The 16,834-nt window shown below is 71.2% G+C and carries 18 protein-coding genes; 2 read left to right on the top strand and 16 right to left on the bottom strand.

Annotation, left to right across the window (positions count from 1 at the left end; genetic code table 11):
* Positions 1-233: 233 nt before the first annotated feature.
* The 3 genes from ABIE45_RS05320 to ABIE45_RS05310 all read right to left on the bottom strand — a co-directional run bounded on the left by ABIE45_RS05320 (position 234) and on the right by ABIE45_RS05310 (position 1,670).
* The gene (locus tag ABIE45_RS05320) at positions 234-485 is read right to left on the bottom strand and encodes a hypothetical protein (protein WP_192709647.1); all 252 of its coding nucleotides are present in this window, start codon (positions 483-485) and stop codon (positions 234-236) included.
* A 15-nt stretch (positions 486-500) separates the two neighbouring features.
* Complete coding sequence (locus ABIE45_RS05315; RefSeq protein ID WP_192709648.1) at positions 501-767, bottom strand: hypothetical protein; 267 nt, start codon at positions 765-767, stop codon at positions 501-503.
* A 141-nt stretch (positions 768-908) separates the two neighbouring features.
* The gene (locus ABIE45_RS05310; protein WP_192709649.1) at positions 909-1,670 is read right to left on the bottom strand and encodes a response regulator; all 762 of its coding nucleotides are present in this window, start codon (positions 1,668-1,670) and stop codon (positions 909-911) included.
* Between the two features lie 134 nt (positions 1,671-1,804).
* Here ABIE45_RS05310 and ABIE45_RS05305 point away from each other — a divergent pair, with 134 nt between their 5' ends.
* Together ABIE45_RS05305 and ABIE45_RS05300 are read left to right on the top strand one after the other, a co-directional pair.
* The gene (locus ABIE45_RS05305; protein WP_192709650.1) at positions 1,805-3,559 is read left to right on the top strand and encodes a DUF3369 domain-containing protein; all 1,755 of its coding nucleotides are present in this window, start codon (positions 1,805-1,807) and stop codon (positions 3,557-3,559) included.
* Positions 3,560-3,704: 145 nt separating this feature from the next.
* Complete coding sequence (locus tag ABIE45_RS05300) at positions 3,705-3,836, top strand: hypothetical protein (RefSeq protein WP_373622182.1); 132 nt, start codon at positions 3,705-3,707, stop codon at positions 3,834-3,836.
* An 88-nt stretch (positions 3,837-3,924) separates the two neighbouring features.
* Here the strand turns inward: ABIE45_RS05300 and ABIE45_RS05295 are convergent, their stop codons facing one another.
* The 13 genes from ABIE45_RS05295 to ABIE45_RS05235 all read right to left on the bottom strand — a co-directional run bounded on the left by ABIE45_RS05295 (position 3,925) and on the right by ABIE45_RS05235 (position 16,798).
* Positions 3,925-5,175 (bottom strand): ATP-binding protein, encoded by a 1,251-nt coding sequence (locus ABIE45_RS05295; protein WP_192709651.1) that lies wholly within the window; start codon positions 5,173-5,175, stop codon positions 3,925-3,927.
* 309 nt (positions 5,176-5,484) lie between these two features.
* Positions 5,485-5,970 (bottom strand): DUF302 domain-containing protein, encoded by a 486-nt coding sequence (locus ABIE45_RS05290; protein WP_192709652.1) that lies wholly within the window; start codon positions 5,968-5,970, stop codon positions 5,485-5,487.
* Between the two features lie 49 nt (positions 5,971-6,019).
* Positions 6,020-7,627, bottom strand: a complete 1,608-nt coding sequence (locus ABIE45_RS05285) for a DHA2 family efflux MFS transporter permease subunit (RefSeq protein ID WP_192709653.1) — start codon at positions 7,625-7,627, stop codon at positions 6,020-6,022.
* Entirely contained in the window at positions 7,624-8,781 is a 1,158-nt protein-coding gene (locus tag ABIE45_RS05280; RefSeq protein WP_209578389.1) for an HlyD family secretion protein, read from the bottom strand. The genes ABIE45_RS05285 and ABIE45_RS05280 overlap by 4 nt, the downstream gene beginning before the upstream one ends.
* 60 nt (positions 8,782-8,841) lie before the next feature.
* Positions 8,842-9,327, bottom strand: a complete 486-nt coding sequence (locus ABIE45_RS05275) for a helix-turn-helix domain-containing protein (protein ID WP_192709654.1) — start codon at positions 9,325-9,327, stop codon at positions 8,842-8,844.
* Positions 9,328-9,450: 123 nt separating this feature from the next.
* Entirely contained in the window at positions 9,451-10,458 is a 1,008-nt protein-coding gene (locus tag ABIE45_RS05270) for an SLAC1 anion channel family protein (RefSeq protein WP_192709655.1), read from the bottom strand.
* Positions 10,459-10,504: 46 nt separating this feature from the next.
* Positions 10,505-12,751 carry a xanthine dehydrogenase family protein molybdopterin-binding subunit gene (locus ABIE45_RS05265; protein WP_192709656.1) on the bottom strand — a complete coding sequence of 749 codons (2,247 nt, stop codon included), beginning with the start codon at positions 12,749-12,751 and terminating at the stop codon, positions 10,505-10,507.
* 10 nt (positions 12,752-12,761) lie between these two features.
* Positions 12,762-13,208, bottom strand: a complete 447-nt coding sequence (locus tag ABIE45_RS05260; protein WP_192709657.1) for a (2Fe-2S)-binding protein — start codon at positions 13,206-13,208, stop codon at positions 12,762-12,764.
* A gap of 251 nt (positions 13,209-13,459) precedes the next feature.
* Positions 13,460-14,080 carry a reactive chlorine resistance membrane protein RclC gene (gene rclC, locus ABIE45_RS05255; protein ID WP_192709658.1) on the bottom strand — a complete coding sequence of 207 codons (621 nt, stop codon included), beginning with the start codon at positions 14,078-14,080 and terminating at the stop codon, positions 13,460-13,462.
* 37 nt (positions 14,081-14,117) lie between these two features.
* Positions 14,118-14,465 carry a carboxymuconolactone decarboxylase family protein gene (locus ABIE45_RS05250; RefSeq protein WP_192709659.1) on the bottom strand — a complete coding sequence of 116 codons (348 nt, stop codon included), beginning with the start codon at positions 14,463-14,465 and terminating at the stop codon, positions 14,118-14,120.
* Between the two features lie 87 nt (positions 14,466-14,552).
* Complete coding sequence (locus ABIE45_RS05245) at positions 14,553-15,503, bottom strand: AraC family transcriptional regulator (protein ID WP_192709660.1); 951 nt, start codon at positions 15,501-15,503, stop codon at positions 14,553-14,555.
* Between the two features lie 80 nt (positions 15,504-15,583).
* Entirely contained in the window at positions 15,584-15,934 is a 351-nt protein-coding gene (locus ABIE45_RS05240) for a response regulator transcription factor (protein ID WP_373622181.1), read from the bottom strand.
* A 183-nt stretch (positions 15,935-16,117) separates the two neighbouring features.
* The gene (locus tag ABIE45_RS05235; RefSeq protein WP_192709662.1) at positions 16,118-16,798 is read right to left on the bottom strand and encodes a response regulator; all 681 of its coding nucleotides are present in this window, start codon (positions 16,796-16,798) and stop codon (positions 16,118-16,120) included.
* Positions 16,799-16,834: the final 36 nt, after the last annotated feature.

Here is a 16,834-nt window from a genome sequence, read left to right as displayed (position 1 = left end):
ACTTAAAGCCGTGCCGGAGCGCGGTGCAATCGGGCGGCGTTCCGGCGAGTCCCGGCGGCCCGGTGACGCGGCCATCCCGTTTCCGTTCGAAGCCTTCGGTCGATGCCGTCCGCTCCGTCATCACGCGCGCCGCGACGTGACCCAGGGCTGCGCGCGTCCGGTCGGTGCGGCGCTGCTGGATCGCGTCGCTGCGCTCGCACAGACGGCGTCGCAGCCACCCACCCCGCGCGGTCTCAGCGGGGTCGGGATCCGGCCGGTCGCGGGTCGGGACCGGCCAGCGCCGCATCCTGCGGATCACGCGCGCCATCGCGCGGCGTTGGCACGCCGTGTGGCGTTGACGCGCCGAGCGGCGCCGGCACGCCGAAGCGTTCCGCCCGGGTCGGCGGGCGCCGCGGCGCGGGATCCCGGCCGTGCAGCATGAGGTGCAGCCGGCGCAGCAGGTCGGGATCGTCGCCGGCGCCGGGATCGTCGCTGAAATGCGGCATGGCGGCCCCCGCCTCTCACCGCGGGCCGGGCGCGGGCTCGACCGCGATGAGCCGCACGCGGCGGGGCGGCGCATCCGCTTCGCTGGGGCCCGCACAGGCGCCCGGCGGGTACGGCCAGGCCGCGCCGGCACAGGGTGCGCCGTCACGGAGAGACGCGGCGGAGGCCCGCGCATCACGATCCACCACCGGCGCCGCGCCGCCCGGGGCGACCAGGCCGACGAGCGCCAGAACGCAGAGCGTGCCGGCCGCCGCGGCCGACGAGGGTCCGATCACATGTCGCATGGCCTGTCCTCCGGGCCGCCTCGGCCCTCGGTCCTGCCACGCTGATAGGGGCTTTCCGTGCCGCGGTTATTGCGTCCCGGCTGGTCCGAGCGCCGAAATGTTGCGTCCGCAGGCCGGGACGCAATATTTCGGCGCCTTCCATCAGTCTCCCTCGGGCCGGAAGATGTATCCGAGGCCCCTGACCGTACGGATGTAGCGCGGATTGCCGGGATCCGGCTCGACCTTCTTGCGGATGCGGTTGATCCGCACGTCGATGGCCCGGTCGAACGCGTCCGGGTCGCGGGCATCGGCGAGATCGAGCAGCCGCTCGCGGGATAGGGCGCGCCGCGGGTTGTCGGCGAACGCCTTCAGCAGATCGAATTCCGAGCGGGTGAGCGCCTGCTCGAGGCCGGCATCGTCGCTCAGGCGCAGGGCGTCGAGTTCCAGCCACTTGGTCCCGAACCGAATCCGGCGTCCCACGTCCGGGTTCGGCACCGGCGCTGCGCCCGGCGCCTGCACGCGACGCAGCACGGAGCGCACCCGGGCGACCAGTTCCCGCAACTCGCACGGTTTGGGCAGGTAATCGTCGGCCCCGAGTTCCAGCCCGACCACCCGGTCGATCGCGCTCGCCGTGGCGGTGAGCATGATGATCGGGATCGCCGTCCGGGCCTTGAGGTCGCGCACGATGGAGAGCCCATCCTCCTCGGGCATGTTCAGGTCGAGCACGATCAGGTCCGGGCTCTGCCGGACGAGGTGCTCCCGCAGGGCGCGTCCGCCGTCGCACAGGACCACCGAGAACCCGTGGAGCTTCAGGTAATCCCCCACCATCTCGCGGGTCGCTGCCTCGTCATCGACCACGGCAATAGAAGGCATCACCGCGCCGCCACGGGCGGTGCCGAGGGCGGGGCTGTCTGGAATGGTCATCGCAGCTGTGCGCACTTTCCGGCTTCGCTCTGGAACGAATGTAGGAATCGTATCGGATCACGATAGCGTGACAAGTTTTCAACACGATTGCTAGCGTACTCGTCAGGTTTCGAGCAGCATTTCAGGCCACAGCCATGGATGACGACACCCTCACGCTGATTCCGGACGATCTCGACGAGGCGAAACCGAATGCGGGGGCGTGGGTCATCGCCGTGATCGACGACGATCCGGCGGTCCATGACGGCACCCGCTACGCCCTGGCGAGCTACACCCTCGACGGGCGCGGCCTGGAGATCCTCACAGCCCGCTCGGCCGCAGAGGCGCGGGTGCTGCTCGCCGAGCGCCGCGACGTGGCGGTGGTGCTGCTCGACGTGGTGATGGAGACCGACAACGCCGGGCTGGACCTCGTCGACTACATCCGGCGCGAGCTCCGGCAGGAGACGGTCCGGATCATCCTGCGGACCGGCCAGCCCGGCCAGGCGCCGGAGCGGCGAATCATCGTCGATTACGACATCAACGACTACAAGGCGAAGACCGAACTCACCGCCGACAAGCTGTTCACCAGCCTCACCGCAGCGCTCCGCGCCTACCAGCAGCTCAAGCGCCTCGACGAGACCCGGCGCGGGCTGGAGATCATCATCGACGCAGCCCCGATGCTCCTCGACCACAAGTCGATGCAGCGGCTGGCCGAGGGCGTCCTCACCCAGGTCGCCTCGCTCCTGAACGTCGCCTGCGCGGGCATCCTGGTCCTGCGCGAGACCGCGGCCCCGCAGGAGCGCTTCTGCGTGCTGGCCGGGTCCGGCTGCTACGGACATTACGCGGGCCGCGAGCCGGCTTGGCCGCTGGAGGAACGGGTGCAACCCCTCGTCGAGCGGGCCTTCGCCGAGCGCCGCCACAGCTTCGGCGAGCATTGGTCGACCCTGTACCTGCACACCGCGAGCGGCAGCGAGATCGTCGCGCTGATCGAGGCCGACCGGCAGCTCTCCGAGACCGACCGCTCGCTCATCGCGCTGTTCACGAGCCGGCTGTCGATCGCCTTCGACAACGTCATCCTCTACGAGCGGCTGCAGCAGACCAACGCCAGCCTGGAGCGGCGGGTGGTCGAGCGCACCGCCGAGCTGATCCGGGCGAACCGCCGGCTGGACCTGCAGCGCTCGGACCTGCGGCGGGCCAACAGCCTCAAGACCGAGATCCTCGGCACCATCGCGCACGACCTGAAGAACCCGCTGGCGGTGATCCTCGGCCGCGCCGAGATGCTGTCCGACCTGATCGACATGCAGGGCGACCGCGAACAGATGCGCGCGCAGGTGCAGCACGTGCGCGCCAGCGCCAAGGGGCTGACGACCATGATCGACAGCCTCATGGCGGACGCGATGAACGACGCCCTCGACATCAGCCTGCGCCGCGAGCCCGTCGACCTCGCGGGCCTCGCCCGGGAGGTCTGCGAGGCCGACCGGCCGCTGGCCGACGCCAAGGGCCAGACCCTGGTCTGCGAAGGCCCGGACGAGCTGTTCCTCTGCGGCGACGCCGAGCGCCTGCGCGAGGCCCTCGACAACCTCGTCTCCAACGCGATCAAGTACAGCCCGGCCGGCGGCGCGATCACCGTGCGGGTCAGCCGCGAGCCGGGTCCGCGGGGTGCGGAGCTGGTCTGCGCGGTCGTCGATCACGGGCCCGGCCTGTCGCCGGAGGATTCGACCCGGGTGTTCGGGCGCTTCCAGCGCCTCTCGGCGAAACCCACCGGCGGCGAGAATTCCACGGGTCTCGGCCTCTCGATCGTCCGCCGCATCGCCGAGCTGCACGGGGGCCGCGCCACGGCCGAGAGCGCGGGACCCGGGCTCGGGGCGGTGTTCGCGATCCGCTTTCCGGAAGAGGCCGTCGGATTGATTTGAGCCGACGCGTCAGGAGCCTGTGACCGGGGCTCCCGTGATCCGCTCGGAGCACGCAACAATCGACGCAATCCGCACGCAAACCAGCTTGGCCATACAGCCATCCCAGAACAGCCGACCCGCTTTTGTGGTGAGGGGGAGACGACGGATGGCCACCCGGATGATGACCAACAGCGTGACCGGCGCGGACCGCATCGTGACCTGGACCATGATCAGCGGTCTGGCGCTGGCCTTGATCCAGTCCGCGCAAGCGTTGGCGCTGCCGGCCCATTTCGTCTAGGGCCATCCGGACGGTCCGAGATCGACGGCACTTCGCAGCCCGACGGCCCGCCCCGCCGCATCGCGGGCGCACGCATCGGGCGGCCCGTTCACGTCCGATGGAGCGGCAGACGGACGGAGAAGCGGGCGCCCGGCGCTTGGCTTCTAGCGCCCGCCTCGATCGAGCCGCCATGCGCCGCGACGATCGTGCGGCAGATCCCGAGACCCAGGCCGAGCCCTTCGGCGCGCGTGGTGAAGAACCCGTCGAACAGCCGCTCGGCGTTCCCCGGGTCGATGCCCGGCCCGTTGTCGAGGATGTCGATCACGACGGACGCGCCGTGATCGGACGTCTCGATCATGATCTCCGGCATCGTCGTGCGGGCGTGCCGGTGAACCTGGATGGCGTTCATCAGCAGATTGACGAAGACCTGCTGCAGCTGGATCCGGTCGGCCTGGACCAGCGCGTCGCCGCCGGTGCAGGCGAGGCTGAACCGGACGTCGATGCGGTCGAGATCGTGCCGCACGAACTGCACGGATTCCGTCAGGACCTCCGCCACGGAAACGAGCGTCCGGACGCTGTCCCGCTTGGTGGCCATGCGGCGCGTGCGATCGATGATGTCGCCGGCGCGGGCGACCTGATCGACGATGCGCTGGCATTGCCGCCGGAGCAGGTCCCGGTCGAGATCGTCCCGGTCGAGGAGGCGCAGCATGGCCCCGGCGGTCATGCCGATCGACGACAGCGGTTGGCCGATCTCGTGGGCGATAGAGGCGGAGAGTTCGCCCAGGGTCGAGATCCGGGCGACATGCGCGAGCTCGTCGCGCAACGTGTTGAGGGATGTCTGCCTCTGAACGTGTTCGGTGATGTCGACGAAGGAGGCCAGCCACAGGCCGGAGGTCGCCCCGTCCGCCCGCGGCACCACGCAGAAGAGCGTTTCGAAGCGGCTCCCGTCCAGCCGGACGCTGTGCGCCTGCTGCTGGAACGCGGTGGCGCCGGCCGCGAAGGCCCGCGCCGAATTGACCTGCGCGGTGCAGAGCGGATCGAAGAAGCGCTGCGTGCGCTGCCCGATCATGTCCGCGCGGCCGGCGGCGCCGAACATCCGTACGGCCGCCTCGTTGACGTCGAGGATGACCATGCCGTGCCGCAGCCGGTCCGCCACGGCGGGATGGGCGTCGAGATAACCGGAGATGTCGGCGATCCCGGCGGCTCGCAGCGCGTCGATGGCGGCGACGCGTTCGCGCGCGTCGACGACGACGAAGCCGATCGTCGAGACCTTCATGCAGACCAGGTACCAGGCGTCGTTCCAATCGGCCTCGGTGCTGACGATCAGCCGATCGGCCGCGGGCGCGAGTCCGACGCTCATGCCGGCTGTCCCCGGGCAGGGCTGCGGGCGCCGTGTCCCGCGCGCGCCGGCGCGGGCTCAGCCCGCGACCGCGTCAGTCCGCGCGCCCAGGTTGGCATAGGCCGCCACCCGGCCACGTCCACGGTGCGCGTCATCGGGAAGCTCCACTCCGGTCACGGGACGGGTAAGGCCATGCAGCTTTGCCGCCAAGTCTCCGCCCCGTTCATCCGGCGGCTTCTGCGTGCGGCCGCGTGCTGATCCGCGATCGCGCGCTCCCGAGACGCCGAAGGCGATGCACGACCGGGCGGGGCTGGGCTCCCGGAGGGCCGGTCACGCGGCCGCCGCGATCAGCGTCGCCCGCAGCTGCGCGTCCAGATCGCGCGCCACCGCATCGACAGCCGCATCGTGGAACTGGCCGAAGGCGGTCGCCGGCCGGTCGTACTCGAACGCGACGCCGTCGGCGCCCTCCCGCAGCAGCACCCGGATCGGCGCGTACAGGGCCGCCGAGAGCACGTGGCGCGTCATGCGGGAGGCGGTCAGCGGGTTGCCGATGTCGTACTGAATGGCCTTGCGCTCCAGGCCAGCGATCCGCAGCAGAGCGCCGTGATCGCGCTGACCGAAGATCGAGAGCGGGGCCGCGCGCGCGAGCTGGCTGCGCGCCTCCTCGGCCCGGCCTGCCTGGACGATGGCCGCGTAGCCGTGATCGAGGGGCGGGACCGCATCCTCCAGGGCCTGGCGCACGGCGTCGAAGGGTTTCGTCGAAGGGATCGTCACGTGCTCGATCGTGATGGGCGTGGTCGATGCGGTCATGGCCATGACGCTGTCTCCGTGTCTGGCGGGTTCGGCCCTGCCTCGGTCCCCCGGGTCAGTGCGCGTCGGCGGAGGGCCCCTTCGGCGGGGCAACCTTGCGCATCAGCGGCACCAGCGCGGTGGCCAGGGCGAAGCAGAGCGCGATGGCCGTGAAGGCGTCGGCGTAGGTCATGGTCTGCGCCTCGCGCAGCGTGAGCGACCGGAGCTGCCGCAGGGCGGCGACGTGGCCGTGCTCGGGATCACCCGCGAAGCTGCCCGCCATGCGCGCCTCCATCCCGCGCAGGAGGTCGAGCATCGCCGGGTTCGTCGGGTTCAGGTGCTCGGCCAGCCGCAGGAAGTGCAGGTTGGTGCGGTCGTTGAGAATCGTCGCGCAGGCCGCGATGCCGATGGCGCCGCCCAGGTTGCGCATCAGGTTGAACAGCCCGGAGGCAAGCTTCAGCTTGGCCGGCGCGAGGCCGCCGAGCGTCAGCGTCACGGTCGGCGCCACGGCGAATTGCTGCGCGAAGCCGCGCATCGCCTGCGGCCACAGCAGCTCGCGCCAGCCCCACTCGTGCGTGATCGGCGTGAACGACCACATGCTCAACCCGAACAGGCCGAGCCCGAACATCATCAGCCAGCGCAGGTCGATCCGCCTGGCCAGGACGGCGTAGACCGGGATCGCCATCACCTGAAACACGCCGGTGGAGAAGATGGCGAGCCCCATCTGCAGGGCCGAGAAGCCGCGCACCTGACCCAGGAACTGCGGCGTCAGGTAGATCGTGGCGAAGATCCCGATGCCGGTGACGAACGAGAACAGGCAGCCCAGCGCGAAGTTGCGGCTCCTGAGCGCCGTCAGGTCGACGATCGGGTGGGCGTAGGTGAGGCTGCGCCAGAGGAAGCCGATTCCGGCGAGCCCGGACAGCCAGGCCGTGGTCCGGATGGTGGCGTCCTCGGTCCAGTTCCAGCGTGGCCCCTCCTCGAGCGTGTATTCGAGGCAGCCGAGGAACACGGCCATCAGGGCGATGCCCAGCCAGTCGGTGGACTTCAGGAGTGCCGGCTCGGGCTCGTCGACCCGCACCAGCAACGGCACCACGACGGCGACGAAGATCCCAGGCACCAGATTGACGAAGAACAGCCAGTGCCAGGAGTAATTGTCGGTGATCCAGCCACCCACCGTTGGCCCCAGGGTCGGCGCCAGCGACGACAGCGCCCCGATGGTCGCGGCGGCCACCAGGATCTTCTTGCCGGGGAAGAACGCGAAGGCGGTGGTGAAGACGGTCGGGACCATCGAGCCGCCCAGGAAGCCCTGGAGCGCCCGGAAGACGATCATGCTCTCGATGTCCCAGGCCCAGCCGCAGAGCAGCGAGGTCGCGGTGAATCCCGCCGCCGAGACGCAGAACAGCCAGCGCGTCGACATCACCCGGGCGAGGAAGCCCGAGAGCGGGATCACGATGATCTCGGCGATGAGGTAGCTGGTCTGGACCCAGGCGACCTCGTCCGGGCTCGCCGCCAGGCCGCCGCCGATATCCTTCAGCGAGGCCGAGACGATCTGGATGTCGAGGAGCGCGATGAAGAAGCCGATGCACATCACCGCGAAGGCGAAGACCTTCTGGCCCTCGCTCAGCGGGGCGGGGGTCTCCCGGGGCGGGGCCGTGGCGCCGCCGGTGACGGCCGCGGCCCTCATCGGGTGAGCTGACCGACGACGACGCCCGCGCCTTGGGCCGGCGCGTCGGGCTCGGGCGCGCCGCCGCGGCGGTCGACCGAGGCGGTCACCGACAGGCCGGGCCGCAGGCGGCCGAGCCGTCCGGCCTCGCCGTCGAGGCGGATCCGCACCGGCACGCGCTGGACGATCTTGGTGAAGTTGCCGGTGGCGTTCTCGGGCGGCAGCACGCTGAACTGTGCGCCGGTCGCCGGCGCCAGGCTCTCGACATGGCCCGTGAAGGTCTCGCCCGGACGCACGTCGGCCACGACGGTCGCGAGCTGGCCGGGCCGCATCTCGGCGAGCTGGCCCTCCTTGAAGTTCGCGTCGACCCAGAGACCCTGCGCGGGCACCAGGGCGATCAGGCCGGCGCCCGGCGTCGCGTAGGAGCCGGTGCGGGCGCTGCGGTTGCCGACCACCCCGGCGATCGGCGCCCGGATCTCCGTGTAGCCGAGGTTGAGCCGCGCCGTGTCGCGCTCGGCCACGGCCTGGGCGCGGGCGGCTTCGGCCTGCCGCTTCTGCGTCTCGATGACGGCGATCCGCCGCTGCGCCGCATCGAGGGTGGCGCGCGCCTTCTCGACCGCCGCACGGGCTTTCTTGTCGTCCGCGTCGGCCTGCTGGAAGCGCTGCTCGGACGCGTACTGGCTGGCCGAGAGCTGCCGGTAGCGGGTGTAGTCGAACCGGGTGCGGGCGGCTTCGGCCTCCGCGGCCGCGAGATCGGCGCCCCCCTGCGCGATCACGGCCTCCTGCAGGTGCCGGGTGGCGTCGAGGTTGAGGAGCGTGGCCTCCTGGCCGGCCACCGCCGCCTCGGTCCTGGCCAGGGCCGCCCGGTAGTCGCGGTCGTCGATCCGCAGCAGGAGGTCGCCGGCCTGGACCCGCTGGTTGTCGGTGACCAGCATCTCCGTCACGAAGCCCGACACGCGCGGCGCGAGAACGGTGACGTCCCCGCCGACATAGGCGTCGTCGGTGCTCTCCAGGAAGCGGCCAGTCTCCCACCAAGAGCGGCCATAGGCCGACCCCGCCGCCAGAGCGAGAACCACGAGGCACGCGGCGGCCGCACGCTTGCGGGATCGCCGCCGACCGGCCGCCGCATCGGCCGGAACCGCCTCCACGAACCCGTCCATCGCCGCGCCGCTCATGGTCCCGTGCTCCTGACCCCGTGCCCCTGGCCCGTGCTCCTGGTTCTGTGCGCCTGCCGGTCAGAGCGCGGTCTGGCGCTCGAAGCGCCGCCGCAGCCGCGGGCTCGCCGCCGGCCCGGCGACGACGCGGACGCCGTCGGAGAGCGGCCGGCCGGTGCGTCGGTCGACCACGACGGGATCGACCGGCAACCCGGTCTCGGGGTCCATGAGGCTCACGCTCTCGCCCTCCGGGGCGAGGTGGCGGTTGCCCCAGGCGAACAGGGTCCACAGCACGGGCCGGAAGTCCCGGCCCTTGTCGGTGAGCACGTACTCGTAGCGCGCGGGCCGCTCCTGGTAGAGCCGCCGCTCCATCAGCCCGGCCTCGCACAGCGCCTTCAGGCGGCGCGTCAGCATGTTGGGCGCGATGCCGAGGCTCTGCGCGAACTGGTCGAAGCGCGTCAGCCCGTAGAAGGCGTCGCGCAGGATGAGGATGCTCCACCACTCGCCGACCCGATCCAGGGAGCGGGCGACCGGGCACTGCATCTGATCGAAGGATGTGCGTTGCATGATGCAAGTTACCGGATATGACTTTCATCAAGCAAGTGACATTTCGCACATTCGATGGTGGTGGGTGCCGGTCGCGCGGGCCGCGATGGCGTGCGGCTCCGCGCGGTCCGGTGCGACGGCGTCTCAGCCGCTGAGGGCGCGCAGCTCGCCGCGCGCGATGCCGGTCAGGGTCCGCAGGGCGAGCGCCCCGATCAGCCCCGTCGCGAAGGCGAGGAGCAGCAGCGCCAAAGCGTCGGCGAGGCCGCTCTGCGCGTGCTCGGCGTAGCGCAGGGCGGCCACGGCGGTCGCGGCCGCCGGGAAGCTCACGGCCCACCACGACACCCGGAACGGGCAGCATCGCGGCAGGTCCCGGAGCAGACCGACGAGGATCACGAAGACGAACAGGCCGATCAGGAACAGCCCCTCGGCGAACGCGTCGATCCGCCCGAGCGTCGCGGCGTAGCTCGAGAAGCCCACCACGAAGGGCGCGACCAGGATCATCAGCGTCGGCCGCATTGCCGGCGCGAGCGGCTCCTCGAACACGAGGCGCGCGAAGACGAGGGTGAAGAGCGGCACGGCGAAGAACAGGCCGACGCTCAGCGCCAGCAGGGTCACGGTCTGCGTGTGCGGCAGGCCGAGGACCGGGGCGGCGAGCGGCACGTCGAGGAGCCCGACCACCGGCACGATCCAGGCGGGCGTCGCGTGCGCGAGCTGCTGGCGGCTGCTCATCCAGCGGCTGACGATCATCACCGCGAAGACCAGCATGCCGGCGGCGGCCAGGATCCAGACGCCCTGGGCCAGGAGCGGGCTGACGCGGACCAGGACCAGCGGCAGCAGCAGCAGGCTGATCAGCACGGTCCCGAACAGGTTGCCGGCGATCGGGTGCCGGAACTCCGCGACGACGGTCGGCCACGCCGTGACCGCCTTCATCCCGTAGGCCGCGGCCAGGGCGAGGAAGGCGGCGAGCGCCGCCCACCCGATCAGGTCCGCCACGAGGCCCGGCAGAGGGTAGCGCAGGGCCGCAAGCCGCCACGCGACGCTCAGGCCGGTCAGCCCCATCACCGATCCGAACAGGGCGACCGGCAGGTACTCGAAGCGGGGCCCGGTCCTGAACAGCGCCCATCGGGGCGTCTGCGCGGCTGCCGTCGTCATCGCGTATCCTCCAAGTCCCGTCGCCGCGCCCCGCGCAGCTTTTGCATCACGCCCCAGAGAGGCGCGCCTTGGCCAGCGGCAGGCTGCGCAGGCGCTGGCCGGTGAGCAGAGCCACCGCGTTGACCACCGCCGGCGGCACGCCCGGCAGACCCGGCTCGCCGATGCCGCCCATCGGCGCGCCGCTCTCCACGATCGCCACATGCACCCGCGGCATCCGATCCCGATCGAGGATCGGGTAGGCGTCGAAGTTCCGTGCCTGGCGCTGCCCGCCCTCGTAGACGACCTGCTCCAGCAGCGTCGACGACAGGCCCAGAGCCGCCGCGCTCTCCACCTGACGCTTCACGATCGCCGGGTTGACCACGCGGCCCGGATCGATCGCGATCCACAGGTCGTGCACCCGCGCCTCGCCATCCTTGAGCGAGACCTCGGCGATCGTCGCCGTCTCGGAGCCGAACGGCGAGGCCATCGACACGCCCCGCGCCCGGCGCGTCCCGTCCGGCGCCTGGAACGGCCCCGGCTTCCAGCCGCCGGCCAGATCCGCCACCGCCTGCAGCAGCGTCCGATGGCGGGGGCTGTCCTTCAGGAGCGCCATCCGCAGGGCGAACGGGTCCTGGCCGCCGGCCTGGGCGATCTCGTCGAGGAAGCTCTCGTAGAAGTAGTCGTTCATCGAGTGCCCGACCGAGCGCCAGAACGCGATGGTCACCGGGTGGGGCACCTTCACGTAGCTGAGCTTCCGGTTCGGGATCGCGTAGGGCTTCTGGTCGAGGCCCTCCACCACCGAGGAATCCACCGGCGACTTGAACAGCGCGCCGAACCAGCGCCCGATCGGGCCCTCGCCGACGGCCGTCGTCTCGAGCGCCACCGGCATCCCGTCGGGCCCGAGCGCGGCGCGGAAGCGCGCGAAGCTCAGGGGCCGCAGCGCGTCCATGCCGAACTCCTCCTCGCGCGACCACAGCACCCGCACCGGCTTGCCCAGGGCCTTGGCGAGCAGGATCGCCTGCGGGAACGGGTTCGCCGGCCCGTAGTAGAAATGGCGCCCGAAGAAGCCGCCGAGCATCGGCGAGTGGATCCGGACCTGATCGGGCTGCAGCCCGGCGGTCTTGGCGGCGATCTGCTGGAACAGCTCGGGCATCTGGTTGGGCAGCCACAGGTCGAGGCTGCCGTCGGCGGCGAAGCTCGCCACCGCCGAGGGCGGCTCCAGCTGCGCGTGGGCGAGGTAGGGGGCGTCGTATTCCGCCGCAACGACCTTGGCGGCGCCCTTGAAGGCGGCGTCCGGGTCGCCCGCCTGCTCGGCCGGGATGCCAGGCTCGGTCGCGCCCTTCAGGGCCGCCAGCATCGCGGCCGAGGAGAAGCCGGCCGACACGGTGGCAATGCCGTCGGGGGCCGGCTTGGACCACGTGACCTGCAGCGCCTCCGCGCCCTTGCGCGCCCGCCACCACGTGTCGGCCACCACCGCCACTGCGCCCGGCAGGCGCTGGACGGTTTGGACGCCCGGCATCGCCCGGACTTCCGCCTCGTTGGCGATCGCCTCCGGCTCGGTGCCGAGATGCGGCGCGTGCTGGACGGCCGCGTGCAGCATGCCGGGCTGGCGGATGTCGATGCTGTAGACGGCCCGGCCGGTGGACTTGTCGCGCATGTCGAGGCGCGCCACCGGCTTGCCGATCCAGCGGAAGGTCTTCGGGTCCTTCAGCGGGACGTCGTCGCGCGGCTGCAGGGCGAGGGCGGCGGCGGCGAGCTCGCCGTAGCCGAGGCTCCGGCCGGAGGCGGCGTGGACCACGCGGCCATCCGCGGTGGTCAGGCTGTCCTGCGGCACGGCGAGCTTGGCGGCGGCGGCGCGCAGCAGCATCTCGCGGGCGGTGGCCCCGAGCCGGCGCATGGCCTCGAAGCTGGAGCGGGTCGAGAACGAGCCGCCGGTCATGCGCAGGCCGTTGACGACGGCGTAGTCCGGCCCGGGCGGAGCGCATTCGACCGTGAAGCGGGCCGGGTCGAGATCGAGTTCCTCGCCGATGGTCTGAGCGAGCCCGGTGTTGATGCCCTGTCCGCCCTCCACGAACGGGCTGAGCAGGCGCACCGAGTTGTCGGGGCGGATCTCCAGGAAGGCGGCGACCCGGGTGCCGGGCTTCGGCGCAACGGCCGCCGGGCCTTCCGCGCGGGTCTGCGCGGCGGCCGGCTCGAGCCGCAGGCCGATTCCGAGGAAGAGCGCGCCGGAGGCTGCGCCGAGGAAGCCGCGGCGGGAGAGGTTGCGGACCGGCTCGCGACGGTCGGCGCGGCGGAGGGGCGTGAGGTCGGTCATGGGGCCCTCCTCAGGCGGCGGCCTGCCGCACGGCGGCGGCGATGGCGTTGTAGGTGCCGCAGCGGCAGAGATTGGTCATGGCGCCGGCGATGTCGGCGTCCGAGGGTTTTGGGGTCTGCTTGAGCAGGCTTGTGGCGGCCATGACTTGGCCGGACTGGCAGTAGCCACATTGCGGCACCTCGATGCCGACCCAGGCGGCCACGACCTTGGCGCCGACCGGATCCTGCTCGATCGCCTCGATGGTGGTGATCGCCTGGGTGCCGACGCTCTCGAGCGGGATCTGGCAGGAGCGGGTCGCCGCGCCGTCGAGGAGCACCGTGCAGGCGCCGCACTGGCCGATGCCGCAGCCGTACTTGGTGCCGGTCATCCCGAGGCTGTCGCGCAGGACGAACAGCAGCGGCGTGTCGGGCTCCGCATCCACTGTGTATTGGCGCGCGTTGATCGTGAGCTGGATCATCGTTCGACCTCTTCCACAACGTGGCAAGGGTTATCGCGCCGGATCCATTTGTCCTGGCGCCACGAAACTCTCGAAGGCGCGCCACGAATGCGGTGCTTCGCGATCGCGTCCTGTTCGAACGGGCGTACAGGCGCCGGAAGCGGTTCGGAATCATACGAAGGTTAGGGGTCATCACCCCGAGCGATGGCCGACCGGGGGTGCTCCGAACCTCGGTGGCGGGGGCGGCCGTGCAGCCCCCGCCCAGCGATCCATTACGCCTTCGCGGCCGGCACGAGCCCCGCCGGGGCGGTGCGGGTCGACGTCTGCTCAAGGACGGCGCGGGCGCTGTCGGCGAGGACCAGCCACGCGCCGGCCATGAGGGTCACGTCCTTCAGGACGAGGCGGCCGGCTCCCGACAGGTAGGGAAAGCCGTGCTCGGCATCGCCCAGGGCGGCAACCCAGGCCTCCGGCGTGGTGACCAGGAACGACAGGGTCACAACCGGGGTGAGGAAGGCCAGCACCGCCCCGGCGAGGCCGAGCCGCCGCGACACCAGCCCGACGAGGACGAGCAGGCCGATCAGCAGCTCCACCGTGCCCAGGCCGCGGGAGAACGCGTAGGTGTGGTTGGCGGCCTGCCAGGCACGCGCGGCGAGATTCAGCTCGCCCTCATGGGTGAGGTGCTGCGCATACTGGTCCGGATGGGCGTAGAAGAACGCCATCACCGGGCTGTTGGCGACGAACGGCGTGATGCTGTCGGCCTCGTAGGGCACGAACTTGAGCGCGCCGATCCAGAGGAAGATGATGGCGATGGCGACCCGCATGGCCTGAAGGCCGAGGCGGTTCGATTCCGGCCCGGAGACGAGGCCGAGGACGCGACGGATCTGCGTGTTCATGACACGATTCCTTTGCTCAGCGGACGGGCGTGCGGGGTCAGGCCTCGGCGGAGGCCGCGAAGGCGTCGAGGGCGCGCGTCGCGTAGACGACCGCGGCGCCGGCATTGATGCTGGTGGCGACGCCGAGGGCTTCGGCCAACTCGGCCTCGGTGGCGCCGAGCTTGCGGGCGGCGTCGGTGTGGACCGTGATACAGCCGTCGCAGCGCAGGGAGATCGCCACCGCGACCGCGATCAGCTCGCGGGTCTTGGCATCGAGCTGGCCGGTCTTCTGGCCGGCGGTGCTCAGGGTGCCGTAGCCGCGCACCGTGTCGGGGCTGAGCTTGGCGAAGTGTCCGACGCCGGCCGTGACTTGCTGGCGGTACGTGTTCCAATCGATCATGGCCATGACGACCTCCTTCGTGATGACGAGGAAGGTAATCGTGGCCGGCGCCGCCCTCGATGGCCGGGCGGCGCAAGCGGATGACCGCGCGGATCAGCCTGGATCGGCGGGGTGTTCGGCCTGTCGCACGTGGCCGGGGCGGATCCCATACTTGCGCAGGAACGCCCGGCTCAGGGCAGCGGCGGACTGGTAGCCGACCTCCACCGCCAGGACTTCGAGCGGGACGGTGCCGGCACGCAGACGGTGACGGGCGAGGCCCAGCCGCAGGTCGGTGAGGAATTCCAGGGGCGCGATGCCGGCGGCCTTCCGGAAGGCGCGCACGAGGCTCGCCCGCGAGGCGGCGGAGAGAGCGGCGAGTTCGTCCAGCGTCCAGTCGCGCACGGGATCGCGCACCATCGCGAGCACCGCCCGGGCGGTCACCGGCTGCCCGAGCAGGCGCAGCAGGCCCTCGGCGGGCGCCGCGGCTTCGAGATGCGCGCGCAGCATCATCATGAACAGCGCGCTCGCGAGATTCTCGGCGACCGCGACGGCTCCGGCACGCCCGTCGCTCAGCTCCTCGCGGATGCCGACGAGGAGGGGCTCGAACCGTGTCGCCAGCGGCTGCGCGCCGACGCTCAGGACGACGAGGTCCGGCAGAGCGGTCACGATCAGATTCTGCGGCGCGGCCTCGAAGTGCAGGCGGCCGCAGATCAGCTCGACATCCGGCTCGGCCCCGAGGGTGGTCTTGAACCGGAGTTCGTGCCGGTGCTGGACGGCGACGGGCAGCCTGGCCTGCGGCAACGGTCCCGCGCTGTGGAGGGTGTGCGCGTCGCCGCGCGGCAGCAGCAGGATGTCCCCGGCGGCGATCTGGACCGGGTCGCCCTCCGGTCGCCGGAGAACGGCCTGGCCGCGCGTGACGATGTGGAAATAGGCCTGCCGGGTCGGCTCCGGCGAATGCGGGGCGGCCCAGCATCCGCCGAAGCGGCAGACATCGTCCAGATGCGGCCGCACGCGCAGCAGGGGTGCGAGCCCGCTCAACGGATCGTCGCCCCCCGTCGCCGTCATGCGTCCCGTCCCATGCTGCGCGCGCTCCACCGGGTGATGATCCTGCACCGCGCCGCCACGTGCCTGAGACACGACCGGTTTCAGGCCCCGATCGTGTCTTCCAGGCAGCGGATCAGGTCGTCGGCCGCCAGCGGCTTGCGCAGGAGATCGCGGGCGCCCCCCGCGAAGGCACGAAGCCGCGTGGTGTCGTCCGTCAGCGCCGTCATCAGGATGACGGGCAGGGCCGGCCGGACCCGCCGCACGCGCTCCTGCAGATCCAGGCCGTTGAGGCCGGGCATGTTGATGTCCGTCAGCAGGCAGGACACATCACCCGTGAGGCCCGAGGCCAGGAACGCCTCGCCCGAGTTGAAGGCCCGCGGGTCGTAGCCCAGCGCTTCGAGGAAGCTGGATGTCGCATCCAGAACGGCCTCGTCGTCGTCGACGACCGCCACGGCTTTCTTTCCAGCCGACACAGATGTTCCTTTCGAGGCGTCCCGCCGGCGGATGGTCTGAACTCAATGCGCCGATCGCAGTGATCCCGATATTATACGTTCGGTTGGTCCGGCCGGCCGCCGTTTCCCTCGGGCCAGACAGCCGGTGCATCCGTCTCACTGACGATCATCGCGCGCATCCGGTCACCCGGTCGGCCGGCAGCTCTCTGCCCTCGTCTTCAACATCTCGGTCTTGCGCACGAGGTCGGCGACGGACCCGGCCGCCATCTTCCGCATGACGTTGCCGCGGTGGATCTTGACCGTGATCTCGCTGATGCCGAGCGCGTGGGCGATCTGCTTGTTCAAGAGACCCTTGACCACGTGATGCATCACCTCGGCCTCCCGCGCCGTCAGGGTGGCGGCGAGCGCCTCGATCTCGGCCACGCCCGCGCTCGCGGCGCGCCGCGCCCGATCCCGCTCGATCGCGACCGCGATCGCATCCAGCATGTCCTGATCGCGGAACGGCTTCGTCAGGAAGTCGAGGGCGCCGGCCTTCATGGCCTGGACGCTCATGGGAATGTCGCCGTGGCCGGTCATGAAGATGATCGGCATGCGGTTGCCCATCGCAACCAGCTTCGATTGGAGCTCGAGGCCGCTCGAGCCGGGCAGCCGGACGTCCAGGACCAGGCAGCCGGGACGGTTCGGCAGGGCCGCGGCGAGCAGACCGCGCGTCGAGTCGAAGGCGATCGTGTCGAGGCCCACCGACCGGAGCAGATCCTGCAGCCCGTCGCGGACACCCTCGTCATCCTCGACGATGACCACCAGCGGCGGAGCCTTCGCGTCGGCGGCCGTCCTGACCGCGACGCCCCGGGTGTTGCCTGCCATCGTCATCAACGAGCCCTTGCAGTCCTATGCGAGCGC

The sequence above is a fragment of the Methylobacterium sp. OAE515 genome (assembly GCF_041806315.1).
GTDB classification, from domain to species: domain Bacteria; phylum Pseudomonadota; class Alphaproteobacteria; order Rhizobiales; family Beijerinckiaceae; genus Methylobacterium; species Methylobacterium tardum.
This window is presented reverse-complemented; position numbering and strand designations above follow the sequence as displayed.